The sequence below is a fragment of the Azospirillum sp. Sh1 genome, from assembly GCF_008365135.1.
GTDB classification, from domain to species: Bacteria; Pseudomonadota; Alphaproteobacteria; order Azospirillales; family Azospirillaceae; genus Azospirillum; species Azospirillum oryzae.
The window spans coordinates 55,486-80,014 of the sequence record NZ_VTTK01000027.1 but is presented as its reverse complement, the minus strand read 5'-3'; the positions used below and the strand labels follow the sequence as shown (position 1 = coordinate 80,014).

The 24,529-nt window shown below is 66.2% G+C and carries 21 protein-coding genes; 10 read left to right on the top strand and 11 right to left on the bottom strand.

Annotated features, from left to right (window positions below; genetic code table 11):
• Nucleotides 1–135: 135 nt before the first annotated feature.
• On the top strand, nucleotides 136–1,215 hold the full coding sequence (locus tag FZ029_RS23285; protein ID WP_149272132.1) for a saccharopine dehydrogenase C-terminal domain-containing protein: 1,080 nt from the start codon (nucleotides 136–138) through the stop codon (nucleotides 1,213–1,215).
• Here the strand turns inward: FZ029_RS23285 and FZ029_RS23280 are convergent.
• The 3 genes from FZ029_RS23280 to FZ029_RS23270 all read right to left on the bottom strand — a co-directional run bounded on the left by FZ029_RS23280 (nucleotide 1,203) and on the right by FZ029_RS23270 (nucleotide 4,801).
• On the bottom strand, nucleotides 1,203–2,267 hold the full coding sequence (locus FZ029_RS23280; RefSeq protein WP_149272131.1) for a potassium channel protein: 1,065 nt from the start codon (nucleotides 2,265–2,267) through the stop codon (nucleotides 1,203–1,205). The two genes, FZ029_RS23285 and FZ029_RS23280, sit on opposite strands and share 13 nt — an antisense overlap.
• Before the next feature lie 73 nt (nucleotides 2,268–2,340).
• Nucleotides 2,341–3,747 (bottom strand): alginate export family protein, encoded by a 1,407-nt coding sequence (locus tag FZ029_RS23275; protein ID WP_149272130.1) that lies wholly within the window; start codon nucleotides 3,745–3,747, stop codon nucleotides 2,341–2,343.
• Between the two features lie 187 nt (nucleotides 3,748–3,934).
• Nucleotides 3,935–4,801: a 3-hydroxybutyryl-CoA dehydrogenase gene (locus tag FZ029_RS23270; protein WP_188052024.1), complete on the bottom strand. Its 867-nt coding sequence runs from the start codon at nucleotides 4,799–4,801 to the stop codon at nucleotides 3,935–3,937.
• Between the two features lie 343 nt (nucleotides 4,802–5,144).
• Between FZ029_RS23270 and FZ029_RS23265 the strand changes: the two genes are divergently transcribed.
• From FZ029_RS23265 to FZ029_RS23255, 3 genes are read left to right on the top strand one after another with little or no spacing between them, the layout of a single operon-like run.
• On the top strand, nucleotides 5,145–6,152 hold the full coding sequence (locus FZ029_RS23265; protein ID WP_149272129.1) for an ABC transporter substrate-binding protein: 1,008 nt from the start codon (nucleotides 5,145–5,147) through the stop codon (nucleotides 6,150–6,152).
• 28 nt (nucleotides 6,153–6,180) lie between these two features.
• On the top strand, nucleotides 6,181–7,014 hold the full coding sequence (locus tag FZ029_RS23260; protein ID WP_149272128.1) for an ABC transporter permease: 834 nt from the start codon (nucleotides 6,181–6,183) through the stop codon (nucleotides 7,012–7,014).
• A 25-nt stretch (nucleotides 7,015–7,039) separates the two neighbouring features.
• Entirely contained in the window at nucleotides 7,040–7,876 is an 837-nt protein-coding gene (locus tag FZ029_RS23255) for an ABC transporter ATP-binding protein (protein ID WP_247892461.1), read from the top strand.
• 162 nt (nucleotides 7,877–8,038) lie between these two features.
• Here the strand turns inward: FZ029_RS23255 and FZ029_RS23250 are convergent, their stop codons facing one another.
• From FZ029_RS23250 to FZ029_RS23240, 3 genes are all read right to left on the bottom strand, one after another.
• On the bottom strand, nucleotides 8,039–9,109 hold the full coding sequence (locus tag FZ029_RS23250; RefSeq protein ID WP_149272127.1) for a ferritin-like protein: 1,071 nt from the start codon (nucleotides 9,107–9,109) through the stop codon (nucleotides 8,039–8,041).
• Between the two features lie 28 nt (nucleotides 9,110–9,137).
• Nucleotides 9,138–11,156: a hypothetical protein gene (locus tag FZ029_RS23245; RefSeq protein ID WP_149272126.1), complete on the bottom strand. Its 2,019-nt coding sequence runs from the start codon at nucleotides 11,154–11,156 to the stop codon at nucleotides 9,138–9,140.
• Between the two features lie 431 nt (nucleotides 11,157–11,587).
• Nucleotides 11,588–12,502, bottom strand: coding sequence for a LysR family transcriptional regulator (locus tag FZ029_RS23240; RefSeq protein WP_149272125.1), 915 nt, complete (start codon nucleotides 12,500–12,502; stop codon nucleotides 11,588–11,590).
• Nucleotides 12,503–12,699: 197 nt separating this feature from the next.
• On the opposite strand from FZ029_RS23240, the gene FZ029_RS23235 reads away from it, so the two are divergent.
• Nucleotides 12,700–13,161: a (2Fe-2S)-binding protein gene (locus tag FZ029_RS23235; protein ID WP_149272124.1), complete on the top strand. Its 462-nt coding sequence runs from the start codon at nucleotides 12,700–12,702 to the stop codon at nucleotides 13,159–13,161.
• A 3-nt stretch (nucleotides 13,162–13,164) separates the two neighbouring features.
• A complete protein-coding gene (locus tag FZ029_RS23230) occupies nucleotides 13,165–15,435 on the top strand; it encodes a xanthine dehydrogenase family protein molybdopterin-binding subunit (protein WP_188052023.1) in 2,271 nt (756 codons plus the stop codon).
• Between the two features lie 10 nt (nucleotides 15,436–15,445).
• On the opposite strand, the gene FZ029_RS23225 is transcribed toward FZ029_RS23230, so the two are convergent.
• Nucleotides 15,446–15,937, bottom strand: coding sequence for a hypothetical protein (locus FZ029_RS23225; RefSeq protein WP_247892460.1), 492 nt, complete (start codon nucleotides 15,935–15,937; stop codon nucleotides 15,446–15,448).
• Nucleotides 15,938–16,182: 245 nt separating this feature from the next.
• Here FZ029_RS23225 and FZ029_RS23220 point away from each other — a divergent pair, with 245 nt between their 5' ends.
• Both FZ029_RS23220 and FZ029_RS23215 read left to right on the top strand, forming a co-directional pair.
• A complete protein-coding gene (locus FZ029_RS23220) occupies nucleotides 16,183–16,695 on the top strand; it encodes a hypothetical protein (protein WP_149272123.1) in 513 nt (170 codons plus the stop codon).
• Nucleotides 16,696–16,952: 257 nt separating this feature from the next.
• Nucleotides 16,953–17,351 (top strand): hypothetical protein, encoded by a 399-nt coding sequence (locus tag FZ029_RS23215; RefSeq protein ID WP_149272122.1) that lies wholly within the window; start codon nucleotides 16,953–16,955, stop codon nucleotides 17,349–17,351.
• Between the two features lie 175 nt (nucleotides 17,352–17,526).
• On the opposite strand, the gene FZ029_RS23210 is transcribed toward FZ029_RS23215, so the two are convergent.
• Nucleotides 17,527–18,114, bottom strand: coding sequence for a mismatch-specific DNA-glycosylase (locus tag FZ029_RS23210; protein WP_149272121.1), 588 nt, complete (start codon nucleotides 18,112–18,114; stop codon nucleotides 17,527–17,529).
• Nucleotides 18,115–18,164: 50 nt separating this feature from the next.
• Nucleotides 18,165–19,850 (bottom strand): GMC family oxidoreductase, encoded by a 1,686-nt coding sequence (locus FZ029_RS23205; RefSeq protein ID WP_149272120.1) that lies wholly within the window; start codon nucleotides 19,848–19,850, stop codon nucleotides 18,165–18,167.
• A gap of 314 nt (nucleotides 19,851–20,164) precedes the next feature.
• Between FZ029_RS23205 and FZ029_RS23200 the strand changes: the two genes are divergently transcribed.
• Both FZ029_RS23200 and FZ029_RS23195 read left to right on the top strand, forming a co-directional pair.
• Nucleotides 20,165–21,139: a DUF4142 domain-containing protein gene (locus FZ029_RS23200; RefSeq protein ID WP_149272119.1), complete on the top strand. Its 975-nt coding sequence runs from the start codon at nucleotides 20,165–20,167 to the stop codon at nucleotides 21,137–21,139.
• A 129-nt stretch (nucleotides 21,140–21,268) separates the two neighbouring features.
• Nucleotides 21,269–21,487 carry a hypothetical protein gene (locus FZ029_RS23195; RefSeq protein ID WP_149201397.1) on the top strand — a complete coding sequence of 73 codons (219 nt, stop codon included), beginning with the start codon at nucleotides 21,269–21,271 and terminating at the stop codon, nucleotides 21,485–21,487.
• A gap of 80 nt (nucleotides 21,488–21,567) precedes the next feature.
• Here FZ029_RS23195 and FZ029_RS23190 read toward each other — a convergent pair whose 3' ends face one another.
• Both FZ029_RS23190 and trkA read right to left on the bottom strand, forming a co-directional pair.
• A complete protein-coding gene (locus FZ029_RS23190; RefSeq protein ID WP_149272118.1) occupies nucleotides 21,568–23,028 on the bottom strand; it encodes a TrkH family potassium uptake protein in 1,461 nt (486 codons plus the stop codon).
• A 57-nt stretch (nucleotides 23,029–23,085) separates the two neighbouring features.
• The gene (trkA, locus tag FZ029_RS23185) at nucleotides 23,086–24,465 is read right to left on the bottom strand and encodes a Trk system potassium transporter TrkA (protein WP_149201395.1); all 1,380 of its coding nucleotides are present in this window, start codon (nucleotides 24,463–24,465) and stop codon (nucleotides 23,086–23,088) included.
• Nucleotides 24,466–24,529: the final 64 nt, after the last annotated feature.

Sequence of the window (24,529 nt, the reverse complement as noted above, 5' to 3'; positions counted from 1 at the left end):
CATTTCCGTTATTTCGCCGGAAATCTCCGGCGTGACCGGCGCATTGCCCGGTTCTGCCCGGCCGCATCCGCCGACACCTTTTGTGTGCGAGCCAAATCGCCAACACAGATGGCTGAAACAGAGGAGCGGGAGACAATGGCAACGATGAAGGTTCTGGTTCTGGGTGCCGGCAAGATCGGGTCGATGATCGGCACGCTGCTGTCCGAAACCGACGATTTCGCCGTCACCATCGGCGACCGGGACGAGGCGCTGCTGTACCGCGCCGAACGGGCCGGACTGCGGGTGATGCGCGTCGATGTGGAGGATCCGCAGTCGCTGCGTGCCGCCATGGCCGGCCAGCACGCGGTGTTGAGCGCCTGCCCCTTCACCCTGACCCCGGCGATCGCCACCGCCGCCGTCGCGGCCGGCGCCCATTACCTGGACCTGACCGAGGATGTCGCCGCCACCCGCAAGGTGAAGTCGCTGGCGGAAACCGCCAACAGCGCGCTGATCCCGCAATGCGGTCTGGCGCCGGGCTTCATCTCCATCGTCGGCCATGACCTCGCCCGCCGCTTCGACGAGTTGCACAACCTGCATCTCCGGGTCGGCGCCCTGCCGCAGTACCCGACCAACGCCCTGAAGTACAATCTGACCTGGAGCACCGACGGGCTCATCAACGAATACTGCAACCCGTGCGAGGCCATCATCGACGGCCGTCCGCACGAGGTGATGCCGCTGGAGGGCGACGAGCGCTTCGCGCTGGACGGGGTCGATTACGAGGCCTTCAACACCTCGGGCGGTCTGGGATCGCTTTGCGAGACGCTGGCGGGCAAGGTGCGGAACCTCGATTACAAGACCGTTCGCTATCCCGGCCACCGCGACATCGTCCGCCTGCTGATCCGCGACCTGCGGCTGGGCGAGCGGCGCCACCTGCTGAAGGACGTGCTGGAGACCGCGGTGCCGCTGACCCTGCAGGACGTGGTTCTGGTGCTGGCGACCGCCACCGGCGTGCAGGAAGGCGAATTGCGGCAGGAGACCTTCGCCACCAAGATCTACAGCAAGTCCATCGCCGGCCGCACCTGGAGCGCCATCCAGGTCACCACCGCCGCCGGCATCTGCGCCGTGCTGGACCTGCTGCGCGAGGGCTCCATCCCGCAGGCCGGCTTCATCCGGCAGGAGCAGGTCCCGCTGGACGCCTTCCTGAACAACCGCTTCGGGCGGCACTACAAGGGCTGACCCCTGTCGCCCGGCGGGCTGATGATGAGCAGCGTGTCCTGGGGCTGGATGATGTAGCGGTTGCGTTCGGTGAAGGGGATGTCGCGGCCGTGGCTGTGGACCTGCACCACCATGCCGGCGGTGACCTCCGCCATGGTCAGGCCGACCTCGTCCGGTTCCGCCCGCCGCTCGCTCAGCACCATCTGCCCGCCGGTCGACATCAGGTCGCACAGGAAGGGGGTGGCGTGCCGCGTCTCGACCGCGTCGGCCATCAGGTAGCCACCGATCTTCGGCGGCGAAACCACCAGATCGGCGCCGCTGAGGTTGGCGAGCTTGATGTTTTCCTCCTGCTTGATGCTGGCGACGATCTTGGTCGCGGCGGACAGGTGGCGCACGGTCAGGACCACCAGGATGGTGGTGTCGTCGCGCCCGGTGCTGACGATCACCGCCTTGGCCCGGCCGACGCAGGCCTTGGTCAGCGTGTCCTCGCTGGTGGCGTCGCCGAGCAGGCCGATGAAGCCGCATTCGGCCGCCAGCTGGATGCGGTCCTCCGATTCGTCGATGACGACGATGTGGTCGGCGGGATGGCCCTTTCCGACCGTTTCCTGCGCCGCGATGAACCCGCTGTGCCCGAAGCCGCACAGCACGATGTGCCCCTGCAACTGCTTCTGAATGCGGCTCAATCGGAATTCCTCCACGATCCTTTGCACCACCAGTTCATAGGCGGTGCCGAGAAAGATGAACCAGATGAAGATGCGGATCGGCGTGACCGCGAAGGCGTCGATCAGGCGGGCGGTGTGGCTGACCGGCACGATGTCGCCATAGCCGACGGTGGTCACCGTGATCATGGCGAAATAGAGGATGTCGGGAAAGCTGATGTGCCCGTCGATCTGGTCCTTCAGCCCATCGCGGTCGAACCAGAACACCGCGATGACCAGCGCGATCAGGACGGCGACGATGCCGATGCGCAGCAGCAGGGTCTTTTCCGCCGACAGGCCGGAGCGGACATGCAACAGCCGCCCCTTGCGCAGGGACGGCTTGCCTCGTCTTCTGTCCTGGATTCGCCGCTCCACCGGGTCCTGTTTCCGCTGTTCGCCCGATAGTCTGAACGCGCGAGACCGCGATCCGGGCGCGGCGCCTCCGTCTTTAAAATTTGAAGACCGCTTCCATGCCGGCGAAGTGGATGGTCTTGGCCGGGCCGCTGTCCTTCAGGAAGGGACCGGGACGGAACAGCGAGTACGAGATCAGCCCCTCGAAGGAACGGCCGGAGCTGTAGGACAGCACCAGCTCGCCCTGCGTGCCGACATAGCGTGCCCGGGACGCGGCGCCGGAGCGCAGCAGCCCGCCGGTCAGGTCGTACACGCCGTCGTCCAGGCTCTCCCGCCAATAGGCGATGGCGGAGGCGGACAGGCTGAACTCGTCGGACAGCGCCAAATCCAGCGACGGGTGCAGGTTCATCAGGTTGTAGGGACCGATCGGCGTCAGTTCGCCGAAATATTTCGCGCGCGGGAACAGCGGGTTGAAGGTCTCCAACCGGTCGTCGCGGGGATTGCCGTCGCCGCTGGCGATGTTGGCCTTCAGGCTGAGGCGCGGCTGCAGCGGCAGCGCGGTGAAGCGATAGCCGCTGTCGGTGGCGAGCGACCAGGCCCGGATGGACCCGCTGCCGAAGCGGCCGAACTGGCCCATCGCCTCCCAGTTCCAATCCCAGCCGGCGGCCTTGCCGAAGCTGCGCAGGCCGATGGTGTGGCGCAGTTCGCGCCCGGTCCCGACGTCGAAGCCGGCGCGGCGGTTGCGGTAGCCGATGTAGTAGGCATCGATGCCGGCGCTGTCGGTCCACCCCAGGTCGAGCGGCCGCGTGGCGTAGAGCGCCCAGGCGGTGCGCTTGGCGTCGCGGCCATCGTCGAACAGCTCCGGCGTCGGCTGGACCGGGCGGCCGTAGAAGGCGTCGACCCGCCAGGGGCCGGCGCTGACGATCCCCGTCACCGCGTCGAAGGCGCGCGGGACGTTGGCGCCGTAGCGGATGGAAATCAGCCGTTCGGAGCCATAGGCCAGCATCTGGCGGCCGACGCGCAGCGTGCCCTGGGCATCGCCCAGCGGGGCGTTCAGGTCAGCGAAGCCCTGCATCAGGTCGATGCGGTCGGCGTCGGGCGGGGCGAGCGGGTCCAGCTTGCCCGCCGTGCCGGCCATGATGAGCTGGCCGAACAGGCGGAGGCTCCGGCCGACGCGCAGGTCGGCGTAGGGCAGGGCGCGCCACAAGCCATAGGCATCGTTGCGCGGCTCGTCCTGGCCCCAACTGCTGTTGCGGATCGCCTCGCCGCGCAGGCGAAGCTCCAGGCCGGTGGAGAGCGAGGCGGTGCCGTCGCCGGTGACCGGGATGGCCTTGAACCGCTCCCAGAAGGCGCCGGAGCGGGCCTGGGGCGAGAGCAGGTAGCGGTAATCCTCGTCGAAACGGGTGTTGGTCAACGGCGGCGGTGGATTTGTCGATTGGGCCGCATGGGCCGGACCGATCCACAGCAAAAGGGCGACCGCCGCCGCGCGAAGGCGGGCCGACATGGGGCATCTCCGTAAGGGCGCTGGACTGCACCGATCCTAGGGAGATGACGTGCCGGGTGATTGCTCCATCGGAACCGCTTTTGACGGTTCTGCGCACCGCTTCGACGCGCTGGCGGCACTGCCGGCGCTTGGAAGGGGCCTGGAGAGAGGTTGGGGAGGGGGGCTGGGCCGCCCCCTCCCTCAACACTCACTTGCTGTAGTCGTAGAAACCGCGGCCGGTCTTGCGGCCGAGGAAGCCGGCGTCGACCATCTCCTTCAGCAGCGGGGCCGGGCGGTACTTCGGGTCGTTGAAGCCTTCATAGAAGACCTCCATCACCGACAGCATGGTGTCCAGACCGATCAGGTCGGCAAGCGCGAGCGGGCCGATCGGGTGGTTGCAGCCAGCCTTCATGCCGGCGTCGATGTCCTCGGCCGTGGCGATGCCTTCCTGCAGCGCGAAGATCGCCTCGTTGATCATCGGGCAGAGGATGCGGTTGACGGCGAAGCCGGGGCTGTTCTTGGCGGTGATCGGCGACTTGCCGACGCGCTTGGCAAACGCCATCGCCTTGGCGTGGGTGTCGTCGCTGGTCTGGATGCCGCGGATGATCTCCAGCAGCGCCATCAGCGGCACCGGGTTGAAGAAATGCAGGCCGATGAAGCGGTCCGGACGGTCGGTGGCCGTCGCCAGCTTGGTGATGGAGATCGACGAGGTGTTGGTGGCGACCAGAGCCTCCGGCTTCAGGGTCGCGCAGAGATCCTTCAGGATCTTGACCTTCAGATCCTCGTTCTCGGTCGCGGCCTCGATCACCAGATCGCAAGCAGCCAGCTTCGACTTGTCGGTGGTGGCGGTGATGCGCGCCAGGGCCGCTTCGCGGTCGGCGGCGGTCATCTTCTCCTTCTTGACCAGACGGTCGAGGCTGCCGGCGACGGTCGACAGGCCGCGCTGCACCGCTTCCTCGGAGATGTCGGTCATCACCACCGTCAGGCCGGCGACGGCGCAGACCTGGGCGATGCCGTTACCCATCTGTCCGGCGCCGATGACGCCGATGGTCTCGATTCCCATGCTCTCGGCCATTGTTCTTCGTCCCTAATGGTTGGCTGGTTGCTGTTTTATCGGTGCGTTGGTTCGCAGGTGCAGCATGTTCTACACGCATTTTCGTTGCGCTGCGATGACTTGTCGTATGCGGCATGGGCGGCTTACGGCCGGCGCGGCGACCTGCCGCAGCTCCTGCATCGGCGGAAATCCGCCGACGCCAATGCTCGGGCAGGCGGATTTTCGCCGATGCCAAGCATCAATCGAAAGGCCGGGTCCAGGCTTTTCAACTGTTTGCGCGGCGAACTGACTATGGCATGCCGCTTGCTCTCTTCCTGGTCAACCGCGGCGACGGGTCGCGGACCAAGCCCCATGGGAGAGACAGATGCTCAGGAAGAGCCTGCTTGCCGCCACCGCCTTCGCCGCCGCCGCGCTTGCCGCCCAGGCCGCCTCGGCCGCCGATCTGGTCCGACTCGGCAACCTGAAATTCGCCCATTACGGGGCGGTGTCCTACATGAAGGAGATCGCCGGCAAGTACGACCTGAAGATCGAAGAGCGGGTCTTCCCCAAGGGCATCGACATCCTGCCGGCCATCGTCGCCGGCGAGATCGACGTCGCCGCCAGCGCGGTGGACGCCGCCATCGCCGGCCGCGCGTCGGGCGTGCCGATCTACGCGGTGGCCGGCTTCGCCAAGGGCGGTGCCCGCATCGTCGCCAAGCCGGACGCCGGCATCAAGAGCATCGCCGACCTAAAGGGCAAGAAGGTCGCCACCCCGCGCGGCGGCGCGCAGGAGCTGATCCTGCTGGCCGAGCTGTCGAAGCATGGGCTGAGCTGGTCCGACCGTCCGGGCAAGGACGTGCAGATCGTCTACATGGCCTATGCCGACATGAATCAGGCCCTGCTGGCCGGCAGCATCGACGCCATGTCGCAGTCCGAACCGCAGTCGAGCCAGGCCATCAACAAGGGCTTCGGTGTCGAGGTGGTCAAGCCCTACGACACCGAGCTGGGCGAGCCGGTGCGCTCGCTGGTGGTCACCGAGGATTTCTACAAGAAGAAGCCGGACGTCGCCCAGCGGCTGGTCCGCTGCTTCGTCGAGGCGACGGCGACCTTCATCGCCAACCCCGATCTGGCCGAGTCCTATGTCCGCGAGAAGATGTTCAAAGGCCAGCTGAGCAGCCAGGACTTCAAGGACGCCATCGGCAACTCGCCCTACAGCTACGACATTTCGGTCCATCACGTGCAGGTCACGACCGACATGATGCAGAAGTTCGGCGTCGGCCGCATGGACACCCCGCCGAAGGCGGCGGACTGGGTGAAGCTCGACCTGCTGGAGAAGGCGAAGGCCGGCGCCAAGGCGGCCGATGCCGGCACCGGCACCGTGAAGGCGAACTGAGCCACACCCAGCGGAAGGAGGACGCCCGATGTCCCAAGCCAAGCCCCGTTTCTCGCCCGCCGCCCTCGCGCGCGGCGCCCTGGTTCCGGTCCTGGCCATCCTGCTGTGGCAGGCCCTGTCCAGCTCCGGCCTGATCAACCAAGTGGTCCTGCCGTCGCCCGTCGCGGTGGTGGAGCGCTGGTGGGCCTATCTGCTGCCGACCGAGCCCTATGATCCCGCGCAATCCAGCTGGATCCTGTGGGCGCTGTCGGGCGAGATGCTGTTCGACGCCTGGTCCAGCCTGTACCGCGTGGTGCTGGGCTTCGCCGTCGGCGCCGGGCTGGCCCTTCCGCTGGGTCTCGCCATGGGCGGCAACCCGCGCATCTATGCGCTGTTCGATCCGCTGATGCAGGTGCTGCGGCCGATCCCGCCCATCGCCTACATCCCGCTGGCGATCCTGTGGTTCGGGCTGGGCAACCCGCCGGCCGTGTTCCTGATCGCCATCGGCGCCTTCTTCCCGGTGCTGATGAACACCATCGCCGGGGTGCGCCATGTCGACGGCATCTATCTGCGTGCCGCCCGCAACCTGGGCGCCGGCCGGCTGACCATGTTCGTCCGCGTCATCCTGCCGGCCGCCACCCCCTACATCCTGGCCGGCGCCCGGATCGGCATCGGCACCGCCTTCATCGTCGTGATCGTGTCGGAGATGATCGCCGTCAACTCCGGCCTCGGCTTCCGCATCCTGGAAGCGCGTGAATTCATGTGGTCCGACAAGATCATCGCCGGGATGTTCACCATCGGCCTGCTGGGCCTTGCCATCGACATCGGCATGAACCGCCTGAACAACCACCTGCTGCGCTGGCACCGCGGGCTTGAGAATTGATGCGGAGGGACTGGAGATGACGCCCATGCTGAAGACCGTTGCCGACACCGTGCCGGTTCCCGACGCCGCGCCCGTGCAGATCCAGGTGCGCGGGGTGGAGAAGACCTTCGCCGTGGGTGCGCAGAAGATCGTGGCATTGCAGAACATCGACCTCGACATCCGCAAGGGAGAGTTCGTCTGCCTGCTGGGTCCGTCGGGCTGCGGCAAGTCCACGCTGCTGAACGCGGTGGCCGGGTTCCAGCCGCCGACGAAGGGCACCGTCACCGTCGATGGCCGCATCATCACCGAACCCGGTCCCGACCGCGGCATGGTGTTCCAGGAATATGCCCTGTTTCCCTGGATGACGGTGGCGCAGAACGTCGCCTTCGGCCTGGAGATCAAGGGGATGTCCAAGGCGGGGATCGCCGAGCGGGTGGAATGGCTGCTGCAAAAGCTGCATCTGCAGGATTTCCGCAACCGCTTCCCCAAGGACCTGTCGGGCGGCATGCGCCAGCGCGTCGCCATCGCCCGCGTGCTGGCGCTCGACAGCCCGATCCTGCTGATGGACGAGCCGTTCGGCGCGCTCGACGCCCTGACCCGCCGCACGCTTCAGGACGAACTGCTGCGCATCTGGGAGGAGGTCGGCAAGACCATCCTGTTCGTCACCCACTCCATCGAGGAAAGCATCTATCTGGCCGACCGCATCATCGTGATGACCTACCGGCCGGGCACCATCAAGCGCGACGTGGTCGTCGACATGCCGCGCCCCCGCGACGGCTCCGCCCCGGAATTCAACCGCCTGAAGCGCGAGCTGTCCCAGATGGTGATGGAGGAACAGCAGCGCTTCAGCCAGGACGAAATCCGGTCGGTGACCGCGGATTGAGGGGAGGGCCAGACTCCTTCTCCCCCCTGGGGAGAAGGTTGGGATGAGGGGGTTCGGCGAAGCCGAAGAGATCCACGTCGTGGGCCCCCCTCACCCTGACCCTCTCCCCGGGGGGGGAGAGGGGATTTTCCGTGGGGTGCGAGGTGCGCCCACAACGTCAGATCACACATTCACCGGCGAATATTCGAAGGTCGGCGCGGCGGTGTAATCGGTGCCGGGAAGCGGGATCGCCACCAGCTGGTCGGCGGTCAGCTTCAGTTCGTACATCAGGCCGATGGCGGCGCGCAGCCGTTCCGGCTGGCCGTTGAAGGTGACGTGCAGCGAGGTCAGCAGCGCCGTGTAGGTGGTGTTGAACTGCTGCGACACCGTGCGGGCGCGGCTGCCCTCCGGATAGTCCACCGTCTTGGCGTTGGGATAGAGGTTCCAGATCCCGGCCGGGTCTATGCCGACCGGGGCGCCGGAATAGGACCAGCCGAGCGGCTCGTGACGGTCCTTCACCAGCCGGCGGGCGTAGACGATCTGCGCCAGACGGTAGTAATGGGCCAGCGCCGCCTCGTTGTCCGCCTCGCGCGGGGATTGGGGGGTGCCCTCCCCCTGTTCGACGATCACCTCGATGGCGCGCTGGGCGCTCGCCACGTCGGTGACCGGGAACAGCTGGTCGGGCGGGAACCAGGTGTTGTCCACCACCTGATAGGACGGATCGCCGGTGAAGATCTCCTCCCCCATCTCGCCGATGGCCTTGGAAATCGCCGCGTAGAATTCGCCGATGGTGGCGAAGCCCGGCTCCCGCGCCGCCGCCGCCTTCTCCTGGAACATGGCGAGCGCCGGCTGCTTCACCGGATAGGCCTGCGGCACCTCCGGCTCCTCGATGGTCATGAAGACGTCGTAGACGAGGCCGCGGGTCAGCTTGCCCAGCGAGACGGTCAGCCCTTCATGGATGCCCATCGGCAGCGGGCCGGGATAGACCGGGATGAAGCCCGGCTTGTCGATCACCGGATGGCCGCCGACCGCATTCAGGATGTTGGCGGCGATGGTCATGTGCAGCATTTCCTGCACGGTGACGGAACCGATGATGGCCGCCGCCTCCCGGTTGGTGCCGGGCTTGATCGAATAGAGGGCGGTCAGATAGGCGGGGAGCGTGGCGTGCTCGAACTCCACCGCGGATTGCAGGGCGTTGCGCAGGACCTGGACGGTGTCGATGCCCTGGGCGAAGTGCGGCTGAAGCTTCAGCATGGCTGATTCCTTCCCTTAGGATCGGGTGTCAGGAGCGCGACGGCGTGGAGACGCGGGCGAAGTTCTTGGCGAAGCGGGTCTTGCCGTCGGCCGTCGTCTGCTGGTCCGGCGTCGCGGTGGCCGCCTTGGCCGGAGCCGCACCCGACGGGCCGGTGCGCAGGGCGGGACCGCCGCCGCCGGAGGCCGCGGTAAAAGCCTGATGCGCCTTGGCCTTCACCGCCGTCTCGCCGCGCTGGACCTTTTCCAGCCAGGCAAGGATGGTCTTGCGCTTGTAGATCGACAGGTCGCGGGTCACCGGCATGTAGTTCGGGTCCGTCTCCGGCAGGGAGAAGGCCAGATGCAGGATGTCGGCGTGGCGGGCGCAGGAGGCTTCGCTGCCGAGATCGACCAGATGCTTGCTCATGATCGGGTACAGGTGGCCGTACTGCTTCATGATCGGCGCGATGTCGTCCCAGGTCGGGTCGGCCGGCACGTCGAAATCGTCGCGCACATGCAGCGCGATATAGTCGAACAGCGACCGCGCCGTGTTGCTCTGGCCGGGGATGCGGTAGTCGATCAGATAGACTTGGCCGTCGATGTAGCCGCGCGGGTTGCCGGGCGAGGTGGTGGAGATGTCCAGCCGGGCGACGCCGTCCTCGTCGGCGACGATGGTGCCGCCAGTGGCCGTTCCGCCCTCGACCGCGAAGGTAACCGCCGATTCCGGTACGCCCATGTCGGGGATCGGCACGTTGGTCGGCTGGTTGACGCCGCTGGTGCTGCCGGTGCCGCCCTGGCCGGGGATGCGGCCCATCTGGGTGATGGCGACGGAGGCGCCGCGGAGCGGCTTGCCATAGCGGGTGGCGTAGACCAGCGATTCCGCCCGCCCGGCGCCGTCGATGCGGTGGACCAGCGGTTCGGCGCAGACATAGACGCCGTCCTGCGCCTCGCGGATGGCGACGATGCCATAGCCGAGGTCGAGGTCGGTGGCACCCGGATTGGTCTCCGACACCGTCACCAGGGCCAGCGGGTTGGTCTTGGCGAGGTCGAACTGCTCGTCGGTCAGCTTGACGGCGAAGATGCCGGCGGTCTTGCCCAGCCAGTCCTTGGCGTCATAGGGAATGCGGGCAATGGGCAGGAACGTGTCCGGGGTGACCGGCGTGTTCTCCACCACCGAGGCGTCGCGCAGGATGCCCAGCGACAGCACGCCGATCGGGTTGGGCGTGCCCTTGGGGTCGACGATCTGCAATGCGTTGGACAGGTCGAGGAAGGCGGTCCGCGACGCATCGTCGATCTGGGCGGAGAAATAGGTGATGCCGGCCCAGCTGTTGGGGATGTTGTTGGCGGGGATGAAGCGGCGCCCGCGGATGAAGGAGACCGGCTCGTTCTTCAACTGCGGGCCGATGGTGCCGACCACGGTGCCCAGCGTGAAGCGCGGATCCTTGACGTCGCCGTTGAAGCCGAAGGTCGCCAGCCGGATCGACAGCATGCCGCCGGTGGTGGCGTCGCGCAGTTCCCGCAGGAAGGGGCTGAGCATGGCGTCGTCCGCCCATTCCACATTCTCCAGCACCGACTGGAAGGTGGAGGAGGCGGCGGCGTCGTTCTTGGCGTTGATGTTCCGATTGAACCACAGGTCGCGGAAAGCGTTCGGCTGGTAACGCCCGCTGAAGAAGGACGGGGTCTTGCCGTCGGTCAGCCGCACGTCCAGGCCCCAAGGGGCGGAGGCCACCTGCCATTGCGGGTCGATGTCGACCAGCTTGCCGCTGGTGCGGTCGGTCGAACCGCCGATCAGCATGCCGAGTGCGGCGTCGGCACCCCGCCTGTCGACGAAGCTGCCGTCGGCGAAGCCCAGCCCCACCACCTTGCAGTCGATCAGACGGAAGGCGCCCGACCCCGTCGGATTCCACCAGCCATTGTAGACAGCCTCGCCATCCGGCAGCGTTTTCCCGAATTCCTGATAGACAGGCCTGAAACTCTCGTTGTCGTAATGGCGGACGTCGTTGTTGACCGTCGACACGTCGGCCTGGAAAGTCCCTGAAAAAACGAGGCGCACCGGGTTCAGGAAACTCATGTCGATTCCTTTCCGTGAGGGCGCACGAAGCCGTGGCGGACCGGCCGCGCGGGATCGGGCGTATAAAGAAGCGGACACGGATGGTGGAACCACCCGCGTGGCAAGAAATTATTTGTATGGATGATGATCTAGCGTTGATAACCTTGCGCGCTCAATGGAAATTCACTGAAGAAACTCTTTTTTTGCGTGCATTTCCGTGTATGCGGGGGGCGGTGAGGACATTGCCCTGAGAGACATCTGACTCGCTAGAGTGCGATCGGTTCAGACGGAATCGTCTGAAGCGTGAATCGCACGGAAAATCAAAAGGTTAGAGTCTGTCCGATGCTTCAATAAGCATCGGACAGACTCTAAAATATTGGAAATGGAGGAACTTCGCGGGGACGACGGTCGATGGGAAGAGTGTTGGGCTTCCGGATCAGATAGCCCTCGCCCTACAGTTTCGCCGCTTCCTCGGCCATTCGTTGCCGCAGCCATCCATGGGAGGGGGAGCCGGTGTTGCGGCGGTGCCAGATCATCGACACCTCGTAGTCGCCGATGTCGAAGGGCAGCGGGCTGATGGCTAGTCCCAGCGCATCGGCGCACAGCTGGGCCAACCGGGCGGGCAGCGAGGTCAGCATCGGCGCCTGGGTCAGGATCATCGGGATCGCCAGGAACTGGGTGGTCGAGGCGGCGACGCGCCGGCCTGTGCCAAGCGCCGCCAACTCGTCGTCGATGAAGCTGGTCAGTCCGCCCCGCAGCGACGGCATCAGGTGCGGATAGCGGGTGTAGTCCTCCAGCCCGATGGGCGGGGTGACCGGGACCAGCGCCGGGTTGAACAGGCAGACATGGGTTTCCCGGTACAGCACCCGCCGGTCGTGCCAGCGCCGCACCTCCGGCAGATAGCCGATGGCGAGGTCCAGCGTGCCGTCATCCAGCGCGTTCAGCATGGCATCGGGGTCGAGGCTGAGCAGCGAGACCGACACCCGCAGATCGCCCTCCGCCGCGTCGCGCAGGATGCCGGTCAGCAGCACCGCCTGCATCGAATCGGGGGTGGAGATGGTGAAGTTCCGCTCCTCCCGCTGGGGATCGAAATCCTCCTCCGCCGACAGGGCGCGGGTGGCGCCGACCAGCAGGTCGCGCAGCGGTTCCGCCAGACGCTGGGCGCGTGGCGTCGGCTCCATCCTGTTGCCGGTGCGCACGAACAGCGGATCCCCGACCAGCGTGCGCAGCCGGGCCAGCGCGTGGCTGACCGCCGACTGGCTGACGCCCAGCGCCTCGGCCGCACGGGAGACGTTGCGGGTCTCCAGCAACGCGTCGAACACCTTGATGAGGTTGAGGTCGAGCGCAGGATTATGAATAGCTTTCATGACGATATGAACCAAAGCCTCCTACTTCATTGTGCACTGGACGGTGTATTCTGTCGAGGCAGAGCTGACCCAGCAGCCGACAATCAAAAAACAATCCGTAGTCCCAATCCGTAGCCAAGGCCCGCAACCGGGCAGCGGGACCCGTCGCCGTCATGAAAAAGCCGGCGGTTCCGTTCAGGGAGAAAGAGGCAAGAGCCATGGTTCGCATCAACGTCAACGGCGAGGAGCGTCAGATCGACGTTCCGGAGGACATGCCGCTCCTGTGGGTTCTGCGGGACGAGCTGAACATGACCGGCACCAAGTTCGGTTGCGGCATCGCCCAGTGCGGCGCCTGCACCGTCCATGTCGACGGCACGCCGACCCGCGCCTGCCAGACCCCGGTCAGCATGCTGACGCCGGACAGCAAGATCACCACCATCGAGGGCGTGAAGGGCAAGGCCGCCCAGGCCGTCCAGGCGGCGTGGCAGAAGCTGGACGTCGTCCAGTGCGGCTATTGCCAGTCGGGCCAGATCATGAGCGCCATCGCGCTGCTGACCGACAACCAGAACCCCACCGACCAGGACATCGACGCGGCGATGGACGGCAATGTCTGCCGCTGCGCCACCTATGTCCGCATCCGCGCGGCGATCAAGGATGCCGCCCAGACGATGAGGGCCTGATCCATGCTGCATCATCTGATCCGCCACGCCGCACAAAATGGTTTTGGCGAACATGGGTTCCCCGAGTCCGGTTTCGCTCCCGGTCCGCTGCCCGCCCCCTCGCGCCGCGGTTTCCTGAAGGCCATCGGCGTCGGGGCCGGCGCGCTGGTCATCGGCGCGCATCTGCCCATGCCGGCGCTGGCCGCGGAAGCGGCACCGAAGATCGTCGGCCCGGCCGACCCGCGTCCGCACGCCTTCATCATCGTCGCGCCGGACAACACGGTCACCGTGCTGGCCAAGCATCTGGACAAGGGCCAGGGCATCGTCACCGGCCTTGCCACCATCGCGGCGGAGGAGCTTGACGCCGACTGGTCCCAGGTGCGCGGCGCCTTCGCCCCGGCCGACCAGAAGCTGTACGCCAACCACTTCTTCGGCGTTCAGGGCACCGGCGGCTCCACCGCCGTCGCCAACAGCTGGGACGAGCTGCGCATGGCCGGCGCCGCCGCCCGCGCCATGCTGGTCGCCGCCGCCGCCGCCCGCTGGAAGGTGCCGGCCGGCGAAGTGACGGTGTCGAAGGGCGTGGTCCGCCATGCCGCCAGCAACCGCAGCCTGACCTTCGGCGAGCTGGCGGAGGAGGCGGCGAAGCTGCCGGTGCCGCAGCAGGTCAAGCTGAAGGACCCGAAGGACTATGTGCTGATCGGCAACCCGGACCTGCACCGTCTGGACCATGTCAGCAAGACCAACGGCACCGCCATCTTCGCCATGGACATCCGCCGCCCCGGTCAGGTGACGGCGGTGCTGGCCCGCAGCCCGCGTTTCGGCGGCACGGTGAAGTCCGTCGATGATGCCGCCGCCCGCAAGGTGCCGGGCGTCATCGAGGTGCTGACCCTGCCGGTCGGCGTCGCGGTGATCGCCAGGAACACCTGGGCCGCCATCAAGGGCCGCGAGGCGCTGACGGTCGCCTGGGACGACACCAAGGCCGAGACCCGCGGCACCGACGCCATGCTGGCCGACTACCGCAAGGCGGCGGAGAAGCCGGGTGACGTGGCCGCCGCCAAGGGCGATGCGGAGAAGGCCATCGCCGACGCCAAGGCCAAGGGCGGCCATGTGGTGGAGGGCGAGTTCGTCTTCCCCTACCTCGCCCATGCGCCGATGGAGCCGCTGAACGCCGTGGTGGCGCTGAACCCGGAGGGTGGCTGCACCATCTGGGCCGGGTCGCAGTTCCAGACGGTCGAGCAGATGGTCGCCGCCCACATCCTGGGCTGCAAGCCGGAGCAGGTGAAGATCGAGACCCAGTGGGCCGGCGGCAGCTTCGGCCGGCGCGCCACCCCCAGCGCCGACTACATCGCCGAGGCGGTGATGATCGCCAAGGCCTATCCCAAGGCTCCGGTGCATCTGGTGTGGACGCGCGAGGACGACATCAAGGGCGGCCGTTACCGCCCGCTGGTCCTGCACAAGATCACGGCGGCGGTCGACGCCAAGGGCGATCTGGTCGGCTGGAAGCAGCGCATCGTCGGCCAGAGCTTCATGGCCGGCACGCCGTTCGAGGCGGTGATGGTCAAGAACGGCGTCGACGCGACGATGGTCGAGGGTGCGTCGGACATGGCCTATCCGGTGGCGAACCTCGCGGTCGACGCGCACACCGTCGCCTCGCCGGTGACGACGCTGTGGTGGCGCTCGGTCGGGCACACCCACACGGCTTATGCCAAGGAGGTGATGATCGACCGCCTCGCCAAGGCGGCCGGCAAGGACCCGGTGGCCTTCCGCATGGAGATGCTGAAGGACCATCCGCGTCTGGCCGGCGTGCTGAAGCTGGCGGCGGAGAAGGCCGGCTGGGGCCAGCCCCTGCCGCAGGGCAAGGGCCGCGGCGTCGCCGTGCATGAAAGCTTCAACACCTATGTCGCCCATGTCGCCGACGTGTCGGTCGACGCCAAGGGGCAGATCAAGGTGGACCGCGTCGTCGTCGCCGTCGATTGCGGCGAGGTGGTCAACCCCGACATCGTCAAGGCGCAGATGGAGGGCGGCGCCGGCTGGGGCATCGGCCATGCGCTGCGCGACGAGATCACCATGACCGACGGCAAGGTGGATCAGGCCAACTTCGACAGCTATCTGCCGATGCGGATGTCGGACATGCCGGCGGTGGAGGTGCACATCGTTCCCTCGCACGAACGGCCGACCGGCGCCGGCGAACCCGGCGTCCCGACCGTGGCGCCGGCGGTGGCGAACGCCGTCTTCTCGGTGACCGGGCAGCCCCTGCAGACCCTGCCCTTCAGCCGGGGCGGCATCGTCAGCTGAGACGGGGCGGCTAGGGCGAGGCCGACTTGGTCTCCGCCGTCAGTTGGCGGGGACCGGTTGGGCCGAGGTCGGTTGCGGGAATCGCCGCCGGCCGGCGCTCGGGCCAGCCCTGATCGACCAGCAGCCTGACCGCGGGATCGACCCGCATCGGACCGGCGGGGACGGAGGTCTCCGCCGGTTCTTTTTTATGTGGCGGCTCGAGGCGCAGAAGCCGGGCGAGCCGCAGGGACTGGACGACCGGGAGGGACGGCCGGGGCAGTTGCGGTCCCCAGGGGTCCGCGGCTTCGGTCGCCGTGGTGGACGCCGTCAAGGCGGGCGTCAGCGGCGTGAGGTAGCAGGCGGCGCCCAGCACCCCGGCCAGCAGCAGGACGGCCAGCGCCAGCACCGTCCAATGGCGGCGGCGCAGCCGCCGGGCGACCATATCGGTCTCCGGCGCGGGCAATGGGTCGTGAGGGGTGCCGTGGCGGTCAATGGCGGTCATGCGGCGCACAGCATGGCTCAAGGCCGATTCCGCATCCTCGCCTTTCCCGGAGATTCGCCGGGGCAGGGGGATTGCCCCCCGCGGCCCCCCGCTCCCGGCCGGGACTCTCCGTCCGGACAGTTATCTCTACAGACTAGCCAGGAATTGCGTTGGTAGCGCTTCTAGCAAACTGCCCAACGCTTCGCCTTTTTTGAGGCGGAGTTAACAAAAAATTCTCTTATTCAGCGTGTAATGACGGTAAATTTCCCGTCGAAAGGCATCTGGCGATGACGCCACTGAAGCCGGCGCCAAACACCGTTCTGCTGATTCGCCATGGCGAAAAACCGGGTGACGACACGAACCCCAACCTGTCGGCGCGGGGCTGGCAGCGTGCCTGCTCCATCACCAGGACGCTGCCCCATCTGGTTCCGACGGGAGCGCCGGCCATCTCGGCGGTGGTGGCGACGGCACCCTCGCCGCACAGCGTCCGTCCGATCGAAACGGTGACCCCGATCAGTTTGATCCGCGCCCTGCCGCTGGTCCACGCGATTGCTGACAATGATGTCGCCCAGGTGCCGGCGCTGTTGAGCAACGCGCCTTACTCCGGGGCCACCGTCCTGATCTGCTGGCATCACGGAAAGCTGCCGGAACTGGCGCTGGCACTTGGCGCCCTGGCCGAGCAGGTTCCCGAAAAATGGGAGGGTGACGATTTTCACACCGTCTGGATCCTGCGCTATGAAGCCGACGGAATGGTCAGCTTCACGATCACCCGCCAGCCGCATCTTGAATATGATTCATAGATGGTTGGCCTATGCAAATTCTGGCCTCTTTCCAGAAAGATAAATATGCAGGTACTGGACAGTGTCGGCATTTCCGATTCAGCCCACATCACAAGCGAAAAAAATGTTAAATATGTAATAGAATATATAAAAGACGCTATTTCACGAGTATTGTAATAGAAGTCGCAATAAAGAACTTAGAATCTAAGCTAATCAATGGAGTTGCCATGTTTAAGGAGTCTCTGGATTTCACGAAATTTTTGATAGAGCACTACAAGTTGCCCATCAGAATCATCGTGGTTTCTATTTTGGTGATTTCTCTTTTTGCTACAAAGCCTATGAGGAATGACCACATAAATTATGTTATGTCTTCAAATAAAGAAATTAATAATCAGAAAGAAAAATTTGATACTCAGATAAAATATACTGATCTATTTTTATTTACGACAATGTCGTATAAATGTGGAAATATTGGCGAGACTAGAATTGTCATTGACAGCAAAGGGCATGGAACCACAATTACGTTTGGTGAAAAAAATTTTTACTTCGACGAAAAGTTAAACAAATTGTCTTTTGTGTGCTCTGGCGTTTTTAGAAAATTCCTAACGATTGGGATTTTTGGTAAAATTCAAGAGATGCCGCAATTCGATGAAATATTAGCCTTAGCAATGTTATAAAATTATAGAAAGCATTTTGATATCAATTTTATTGAATCCGCGCCTTCTGTTGGCAATCAACAAAATAAATTTTTGTGCATATTTGATTGCAAGGCAATTACTCATATTATTAATACTTTCAACATTCATTCTGGAGAGTGATTTTTAGAGTATCCCTATTGTTGAGATTAGGAGATTACCTCGTGCCTCTCCGTCGCCCAATCTCGTCCCGGACCTCGCGGAACCAGCGCAGCTTTTCCTCGAAAGGCAGCCGGGCGAGGCCGCTCGGCGAGGGCACCACCACGTCGGCGACTCCGTCGAACAGGCCGCGGTCCTGCACGCCCCAGGGGGCGTCGGGCAGACCGGTCGCCGCCAGATAGACGCCTTTGCCGGTATAGGCCAGCACCCGCGGCCAGACGAAGGCGACGATCCGCGCCAGTCGTGGCACACCGCCGCGCAACTCCGCCCGTGACAGCTCCGCTGCGCTGGCGGTGGCGCGGGCGACGAGGTTGGTGGAGCCGAGACCGATGGCCGGCAGGGCGACATCCTCCTCCGGCCGGTAGAGGCGCGGGGTCAGGCCGGCCTCGAACAGCAGGCGCCAGAACTGGTTGCCGCGCCCGGCATAATGGTGGCCGAGCGTCCCAGACCGCAGGCCGGGATTGAAGCCGACGAACAGGCAGTCCAGCCCCGGCGCCACGATGTCCGGCAGCGGCCCGGCGGGAGGCGGCAAGCCTTCGGCAAGCGCGGCCGTCGGCGCGGCCGGAACATCGTCGAACAGGTCCATGGTGAAATCCTCTCCGCGAAGGAGAGGAATATAGGATGCCGCCGCCCCGCTCAAAGCGAGGCGGCGACCGCGGGAGCGGGCGGGCTGTTCCGTTCGTCCTGCAGCAGGGCGAGGACGCGGTCGGTCATCCTGAGGGCGAGCGCGACGATGGTCATGGTCGGATGGTCCGCCCCCATGGTCGGGAAGACGGAGCTGCCGGCGACATAGAGATTGCCCACCCCATGGACGCGGCCATCGGGATCGACCACGCCGTGACGCGGCGACTCATGCATGCGGGTGGTGCCCATATGGTGCCAGCACCAGCCGACATCGGCCATCGTCGCCTCGTCCGCAGCATCCGTGTCGGCGGCGATCAGGCCGCGCCGCAGCAGGCCGTCGCGCAGCAGCCGCTGGGTCTCGGTGGCGCTCCGGCGGTCCTGATCGGTCAGGCGCCAGTCCACTTTCGGCAGGTTGCAGCCGAACGGGTCGGTGGCGTGGTCCAGCGTCACCCGGCTGTCGGGGTTGGGCACCGGCTCCAGCACCGTTTCCAGGGTGAAGCGGCGGGGAAGCCATCCGGGATCGATGGTGCTGTCGAACAGCGCATGCGCCAGCTGCGGCAGGCTGCGCAGGATGCGGGGGCCGGCGTTGCGCAGCAGGCTCGCCGCCTCGTCCTCCGACACGCCGAAGCGGCGGCAGCTGTGGCGCGAGGGCAGGAGCCGCAGGTCGCGCATCGCCTTGAAGGCGTCCAGCGCCCCGGAATGGTAGGAGGCGACCAGATAAGTGCGCGAGTTGGGCAGCCCGTGCCGTTCCTGAAGCTCCGCCGTCGGCGACAGGGCCAGCGCGATCGACGGATGCGGCCGGCGCAGCCGCCGCCGGGCGAGGCACAGGCTGACGTCGTAGAGCGTGCGGTGCTGCCCCTGCCGGGTCAGGCGGATCGGCGAGGTCTTGAAGCGCGGGTGGTCGGCGAAATAGCGGCCGACCAGATCGTTGCCGTTGCCCAGGCCCGCAGCCTGCACCTTGTTGGACAGCAGCAGGATGCGCGCATTCTCGATCCCGCCGCAGCCCAGCACGAACAGCCGGGCGCCGACGGTGAAGCTGGGGCCGGCCAGCGTTCGGACCTGCACCCGTTCCACCGCGGTGGCGGTCGGGTTGGTGTCCAGGCCGGTGACGTTGGCGTTGAGGAAGGCGGTGATGTTGGCCGCCCGACCGATCTCGGCGCGATAGGCCTCGCCCATGCGGATCGGCGGGCTGAGCTGGGCGACGCGGTTCTCGAAATCGCCGCCTCCTTCATCGTTTTCCACCGGGATCAGCGCCGTTTTCGGTCCGCCGACCCGTTCCATCCAGAAGTCGTTGTCGTACTGGAAGGGGCCGAGGCCGAGCACGTCGTGGGAGCGCTCGTAATAGGGCATCAGCGTGTCGCGCGGGATCGGCCAGCCGCTGCCGGGCATCCAGGGGCGCTCGGCGAAATCGCCCGGCTCCAGCGGACGGGAGAAGCCGCCCCAGCAATTGGTGCTGCCGCCCAGATAGCGGCTGCGCGCGGTGGTCAGCCGTTCATAAGGCAGTCCGACATTGCGGCCGGCGTACAGCGCCTGGGAGATGCCGTCGACCTCCAGCCCGCCGCCTTCCAGCAGGACGACGCTCAAGCTGCCGCCCGCCAGTTCGCGCGCGATGGTCAGGCCGGCGGCACCGCCACCGATCACGCACAGATCGCAGTCGATGTGCGTGCCGTTCAGGACATGGCGGGCGTCACGAAGCAAGCAGGCCTCCATACCGGGGTAATAGACCACCCTTCTTGCCCCGGACGCGCGGCCTAGGCCGAGTGCTCATTCGGCTATACCCCCGGCGCGTCCCCATTGGCCGAATCGGTGCACAGGCGCGGCACCCCGGACGAACCGGACGGGGTGGTCCGGATGGATGGGGGATGGGTGGGTGGGCAGCCGACCAGTCTACGGGGTGGAAGGGAACGACCGCCGCGCTCGACGGTTGAGGTGGCGAAGAAGGGCGCTTCGGGCCGGCCGCGAGGTCGGTCTGCCGGCGACCGGAAAACCATGAAATTGCAGGAGCCGCCTCCATGAAACGCCATCATCTTCTCGCGACCGCCGCCCTGGTCCTGTTCGCGGCCCCCGCCCTGTCCCTGGCCCAGACGCCGACGCCGACCGCCAAGGTGACCGAGAAGGGCCAGGTGGCGCAGCAGGACATGACCTTCGCCAACAAGGCGGCGATGAGCGACATGTTCGAAATCCAGGCGGGCAAGCTGGCGCAGGACCAGGCGAAGGAGAAGGACGTCAAGCAGTTCGGCAGCCACATGGTGTCCGACCACACCAAGACCTCCGACGCCATGAAGGAAATGGCGCAGAAGAAGTCGATGACGCTGCCGACCAAGCTCGATTCCGAACACCAGCAGAAGCTGGACAAGCTGCGCGGCATGAAGGGCGAGCAGTTCGATTCCGCCTATATGCAGGGTCAGGTCGACGCCCACCAGACCGCCGTCTCCCTGTTCCGCGACCAGGCGCAGAACGGCAAGGACGCCGACCTGAAGCGCTTCGCCGAGCAGACCCTGCCGACGCTGGAACAGCATCTGCGCATGGCCCGCGACCAGCGCCCGGCCGTCGCCTCCGCCGGCGGTGCCGCCGCCCAGCAGGGCACCAGCATCGAGAAGATGATGGGCAAGGACGTCTACGGCGAGAACGGCAAGAAGCTGGGCGACGTCGCCGACATCATCCTCGACTCCCAGACCGGCAAGGCCACCCAGGTGATCCTGAATCGCGGCGGCGTGCTGGGCATCGGGGCCAAGCAGGTGGCGCTGGACTACAACCTCCTGCGGGCCGATGGCGACCGCGTCGTCGCCCGTCAGGTGACCGAGGATCAGGTCAAGCAGATGGCGGAGTTCAAGTACGACGACAACACCGTCTCGCTGGGCAAGCGCAACGGCGACCACAACACCGGCAGCACCGGCGGCAATGCCAACCATAGCGGCATGTCCGACGATGCAACCCATGGCACGGCCAACAGCCTGGACAGCACCAAGCCGCGCAACCCGCAGTGAACCAGCCGCAGTGAGCCGGCGGGTCTGACGGTCACGTCCGATCCCGCTTCCAGCCGTCGGCCGCCGGGGACCGTCTTCCCGGCGGCCCCGGACGGCCAAACGACACGGCCAACCGACGGAGATAATGCGATGGCGAATGCCAGCAAGAAGCACATGAGCCCGAGTGGACAGGGCAAGGGCACCGGCACCGGCGCCAACACCGACCTGCCCGCCGGCTCCATCGGCGACAACGAGGTGCTGTCGAACCGCGACAAGTCGCGTCATTCCGACGCCCGCGGCCTGGACAGCAAGGCCGTGCAGACCGAACAGATGCAGGACCACGTCGCCAACCACAATCCGGACGAATGATGCCGGCCCGACAGGTGATGCCGGGCACCGGTTGAGGTGTTTCGGGACGGGACCGTGCGAAAGCCGGTCCCGTCGCCGTTTCAGCCCCGCCAGAATTGCGGCATGAACAGCACCAGCACGGTGAACAGCTCCAGCCGGCCCAGCAGCATCGCCAGCGACAGCAGCCATTTGGCGGAATCCGGCAGGGTCGAGAAATTGCCGGCCGGGCCGATCACGTCGCCCAGGCCGGGGCCGACATTGGCCAGCGCGGTTACCGCGGCGCTGGCGCTGGTGATGAAGTCCAGTCCCAGCGCCATCAGCGCGATTGTGGTGACGCTGTAGGCGGTGAAGAACAGCGCGAAGAAGACGATCACCGATCCCAGCACGTCGTCGTCCAGCCGCCGGTTGCCGTACTGGCGCGGGAAGACGCCGCGCGGATAGATCAGGTGGAGGAAATGGGTGCGCAGCACCGTCACCATCACCTCGAACCGGAAGATCTTGATGCCGCCGGCGGTCGATCCGGTACAGCCGCCGATGAAGGTCAGGCCGAAGAAGACGCCGACCGCCAGATTTCCCCACAGGCTGTAGTCGGTGTAGGCATAGCCGGTGGTGGTGACGACCGAGACCACGTTGAAGGCCACCAGACGCAGCGCGTCGGTGAATCCGTATCCGTGCGTGAGCGTCAGCCAGACGCTGAGCGGCAGGATCACCGCCGTCAGGAAGGTCAGGTAGGTGCGCACCTGGCTGTCGCGCCACAGCGCGTCGCGCTGGCCGGTCAGGGTGCGGACATAAAGGACGAAGGGCAGGCTGCCCGCCAGCATGAACAGCGTCACCAGCCAGTGCAGCACGGGATTCTCGAAATGGCCGATGGAGCTGTCGGAGGTGGAGAAGCCGCCGCTCGACAGGCTGGTCAGCGCATGCACCACCGCCTCGAACGGCGTCATGCCGGCCACCCAGTAGCTGACACCGCAGATCACCGTCAGCCCGGTATAGACGGCGGTGATGGCCTTGGCGATCTGCTGGGCGCGCGGCAGCACCTTCTGCGAGCGGTCGGAGGATTCGGTGCGGAACAGCTGCATGCCGCCGACCCCGAGCGCCGGCAGCACCGCGATGGCGACGCCGATGATGCCGATGCCGCCCAGCCATTGCAGCAGCGCCCGCCACAGCAGGATCCCTTCCGTCGTCTGGTCCAGCCCGACCAGCACGGTCGATCCCGTGGTGGTCAGCCCCGACATCGTCTCGAAGAAGGCGTTGGCGTAGTTCAGCGACAGCTCGGGGAAATGCCCGAACTGGAAGGGCAGGGCCGCGAAGGCTGCGGTGGTCGTCCAGGTCAGCGGTGTCAGCAGGAAGGCCTGCCGCAGCGACAGCCCGCCGTGCAGGCGGCAGCGCGCGGACAAGGCCAGCGCCCCGCCGCAGGCGGCGGTGACGGCGGCGGAATAGAGGAAAATCCGCGAATCCGGATTCCCATAGGCATAGTCGACCGCGGCCGGGATGAGCATCGTCGCGGCGAGCGCCAGCAGCACGATGGCGATGATGAACAGGATCGGCCTCAAATTCGGCATGATGTCTCTGGGCGGGGATGAGGAGCGGCGGAGTCTCGACAGGAGGGGGTTGACCGATCAGAAGAATTCCAGCCCGACCGCGAACAGCTTTTCGACCTTGCGCACCAGATCGGAGGTCGCCATCACGATGACGCGGTCATGCGGTTCGATCACCGTCTGGCCGGTGGGGATGATGACGTCGCCGCCGCGGACCAGCGCGCCGATCATCATGCCGGCCGGCAGGCCGATGGTGCCGATCGGGCCGCTGACGGCGCGCGAGGTCGCCAGCGCCTCCGCCTCCACCACCTCGCCGAAATTGTCGCCGATGGTCTGCACCGCCGCCACCCGGCCGCGCCGGACATGGCGCAGGATCGAGGAGACGGTGACCGCCGCCGGGTTGACGACGACATCCATCCCCAACCCCGCGACGATCGGCGCGTAGGAGGTCTTGTTCAGCAGCGTGATCGCCCGGCCGCAGCCGGCGCGCTTGGCCAGCAGCGAGGTGAAGACGTTGGTCTCGTCGTCGTTGGTGACGGCGACGATGGTCTCGGCGCGGCCGACCTGCGCCTCCTCCAGGATTTCATGGTCGAGCGCGTCGCCGTTCAGCACCACCGTGCTCGAGCGCAGAGAGCGGGAGATCAGCTCCGCCCGGTCGGCGTTGCCCTCGATCATCTTGATCGAAATGCCGCGCATGTGGCGTTCGACGATCTGCGCCAGATTGAAGCCGACATTGCCGCCGCCGGCGATGACCAGCCGGCGGGCCGGCGCCTCGCTGTGGCCGAACAGGGCGACGACGCGGACGATGTCGGCGGTCCGGCAGACCAGATGCACGTCGTCGCCCAGCCGCAGCTGGTCATTCCCCTTCGGCACGAAGCCGGTGCCGTCGCGGAAGACCGCCAGCACGGCGGCGCGCAGGTCGGGAAACATCTCGGTCAGGCGGCGCAGCGGCGTGTTCAGCAGGGGCGAGCTGTTGGTGCAGTGGACGCCGATCAGATGCACCTTGGCGTCGGCGAGCGGCACCATCTCGAACGCGCCGGGGGAGCGCAGGCGGCGCGCGATGCTGTGGGCGATCTCCACCTCCGGCGAGATGACGACGCTGATCGGCAGATGGTCGGGCGCGAACAGCTTCGACCATTCCGGCTGGAGATAGGCCTGCTTGCGGATGCGGGCGATGCGCAGCGGGATGTCGAACACCGAATGGGCGACCTGGCAGGCCACCATGTTGACCTCGTCGGAGTGGGTCACGGCGATCAGCATGTCGGCGTCCCGCGCCCCCGCCTGGGCCAGCACGTCGGGGTGCGAGGCGTAGCCGACCATGCCGCGCACGTCGTGGCTCTCGTCCATCCGCTGGGCAAGCTCGGTCGATGTGTCGATGACCGTGATGTCGTTGTCTTCCAGTGCGAGATGCCGCGCGATGCTGGCCCCGACCTGTCCCGCCCCGCAAATGATGACCTTCATACGCCCGCTCTCCCCGGCTTGCCGCCCGCTCCGCCCCCGTTCGGCCGGAATTCGTGAGGAAATG

Bases quoted from the DNA above. Each gene is read 5' to 3' on its own strand.
- FZ029_RS23200 (WP_149272119.1), top strand. From the start codon at position 20,165: ATGAAACGCCATCATCTTCTCGCGACCGCCGCCCTGGTCCTGTTCGCG.
- FZ029_RS23265 (WP_149272129.1), top strand. From the start codon at position 5,145: ATGCTCAGGAAGAGCCTGCTTGCCGCCACCGCCTTCGCCGCCGCCGCG.
- FZ029_RS23270 (WP_188052024.1), bottom strand. From the start codon at position 4,801: ATGGCCGAGAGCATGGGAATCGAGACCATCGGCGTCATCGGCGCCGGA.
- FZ029_RS23260 (WP_149272128.1), top strand. From the start codon at position 6,181: ATGTCCCAAGCCAAGCCCCGTTTCTCGCCCGCCGCCCTCGCGCGCGGC.
- FZ029_RS23220 (WP_149272123.1), top strand. From the start codon at position 16,183: ATGACGCCACTGAAGCCGGCGCCAAACACCGTTCTGCTGATTCGCCAT.
- FZ029_RS23235 (WP_149272124.1), top strand. From the start codon at position 12,700: ATGGTTCGCATCAACGTCAACGGCGAGGAGCGTCAGATCGACGTTCCG.
- FZ029_RS23210 (WP_149272121.1), bottom strand. From the start codon at position 18,114: ATGGACCTGTTCGACGATGTTCCGGCCGCGCCGACGGCCGCGCTTGCC.
- FZ029_RS23250 (WP_149272127.1), bottom strand. From the start codon at position 9,109: ATGCTGAAGCTTCAGCCGCACTTCGCCCAGGGCATCGACACCGTCCAG.
- FZ029_RS23275 (WP_149272130.1), bottom strand. From the start codon at position 3,747: ATGTCGGCCCGCCTTCGCGCGGCGGCGGTCGCCCTTTTGCTGTGGATC.
- FZ029_RS23190 (WP_149272118.1), bottom strand. From the start codon at position 23,028: ATGCCGAATTTGAGGCCGATCCTGTTCATCATCGCCATCGTGCTGCTG.
- FZ029_RS23245 (WP_149272126.1), bottom strand. From the start codon at position 11,156: ATGAGTTTCCTGAACCCGGTGCGCCTCGTTTTTTCAGGGACTTTCCAG.
- FZ029_RS23255 (WP_247892461.1), top strand. From the start codon at position 7,040: ATGCTGAAGACCGTTGCCGACACCGTGCCGGTTCCCGACGCCGCGCCC.
- FZ029_RS23195 (WP_149201397.1), top strand. From the start codon at position 21,269: ATGGCGAATGCCAGCAAGAAGCACATGAGCCCGAGTGGACAGGGCAAG.
- FZ029_RS23285 (WP_149272132.1), top strand. From the start codon at position 136: ATGGCAACGATGAAGGTTCTGGTTCTGGGTGCCGGCAAGATCGGGTCG.
- FZ029_RS23240 (WP_149272125.1), bottom strand. From the start codon at position 12,502: ATGAAAGCTATTCATAATCCTGCGCTCGACCTCAACCTCATCAAGGTG.
- FZ029_RS23230 (WP_188052023.1), top strand. From the start codon at position 13,165: ATGCTGCATCATCTGATCCGCCACGCCGCACAAAATGGTTTTGGCGAA.
- trkA (WP_149201395.1), bottom strand. From the start codon at position 24,465: ATGAAGGTCATCATTTGCGGGGCGGGACAGGTCGGGGCCAGCATCGCG.